We start from the raw sequence: 1,555 nt of genomic DNA, 5'->3' as shown, positions 1-1,555 counted from the left end.
CCTGCCGATCACCCGACCCCGGACGACCACGATCATCACGCCGGTCATCCCGCCCCCGGAACCCCTCACGGTCCCGGAAACCGCGATCCTCCGAGCGGAACCCGCGATCGTCCCGACCACGCCCGAACTCACGGCGTCCACCCTCACGATCCCCAAACGACCGCTGCGGACGATCACCACGATCACGCCGGTCGCCGTAGCCGTAGCCCTCTCGGCGTCCGCCATCACGGTCGCCGTAGGCCCGCTGGGGCCGATCGCCGCCCCGCGCACTGAACCCGCTCTCGCGGTCCCGGTAGGAACCCGGACGGTCTCGGCCGTCCCGGTCGCGGGAGCCGTACCCGCGCCGCGCGTCGTCACGATCCCCGTACGGCCGACGGTCGCGGTCGCCACGCCCGAAGTCATCGCGCTCCCGGTAACCACCGCGATCGCCGCCCCAGGCGGTGTCACGGCCGCCGCGGTCGCGGTAACCGGACCCGGAACGGTCGCCGCCGCCGTATCCGCCCTCCCGGCCGCGCGGTCGGTCATCCCGCCCGAAGCCACGCCGCTCGTCGCGACGGCCCCGGTCACTGCCCTGGTAGCCGCGCTGGTCGCCACGGCCGCCGAATCGTCCGCCCTGTTCCTCACGGCCGCGGCCCCCGTAGGAGCCGGAGCGGCCTTCTCGCCGCTCGCCGTAGCGGGGACCGTCTCCGGGGCGCCGAGCAGAACGCTCGCCGGAACGGCTCACATACCCTTCGCGCCTGTCCCGACCCGTGCCCGTGCGGTCATCGCGGAACCCGCGGTTCCTGCCGGAGTCCGCCCCTCCTGATCGGGAGCCGCTCTCATCGGGCCGTCCTGCGTCCTCGCGCCCGTCGTCTCTGTTCACTTCTGTCCTTCATTGCCCGTTCAGCACGTACGCCCTGACCGGTACGTGTGCGAGCTGCAGTCTTCGTGCGGGCGGTCCTGGCCGCGGGGTTCCAGCCCCGTTCGCTCAATCGCTGCCCCGCCCTCGCTGGCCTGACGCGACGAAGGCCACCCGTCGGAAGGGTGGCCCGGCCCCTCCAGCCTAGCAAGGTCCGAACACTGACGAAGCTGTTCATCGACTCGATGACCACGTCGTGATCATTGACGCCACGGCCGACGACTGCCCCCGATGCCCGCGTCACCACGCGTCAGGCTGGCACTTGCCCGCTGACCTGCAACAACTGCTCGGCGATGAAGGATGGCAATTCGCCGGCGAAGAACTCTGCCACGTTGACCACATCATCGGTCAACTGACCAGCCCTCGACACGGGAGCTTGGAGGCCCAGTTCGGAGGGCGGGCGCACCACGGGCGCATACGACAACCCTGGGGCGGCGACGTCGCCCGCTGGGGCCTGGCCGAGGCCCACACTCGCCCAACCCCGCACCAACCTTGCAGACAGGCACGCGGGCATGCGAAGGCCCCCGGACGCCAGGAATCGAAACTCCCAGCCCAGGGGCCATTCACACTATAAAGATGTCCGGCGGCGTCCTACTCTCCCACACCCCTTCGAGTGCAGTACCATCGGCGCTGGAAAGCTTAACTACCGGGTTCGGA

The 1,555-nt window shown here is 70.4% G+C and carries 1 pseudogene; it reads left to right on the top strand.

Annotation, left to right across the window (positions count from 1 at the left end):
- Window positions 1-805: pseudogene (locus tag AB0K60_RS16870) on the top strand (hypothetical protein); the annotation flags it as partial.
- Between the last annotated feature and the right edge of the window lie 750 nt (window positions 806-1,555).

It is taken from the genome of Thermopolyspora sp. NPDC052614 (assembly GCF_040678635.1).
GTDB lineage: Bacteria > Actinomycetota > Actinomycetes > Streptosporangiales > Streptosporangiaceae > Thermopolyspora.
Note: the sequence above shows the minus strand (reverse complement) of the source record. Positions and strands in the feature narration are given on the sequence as shown.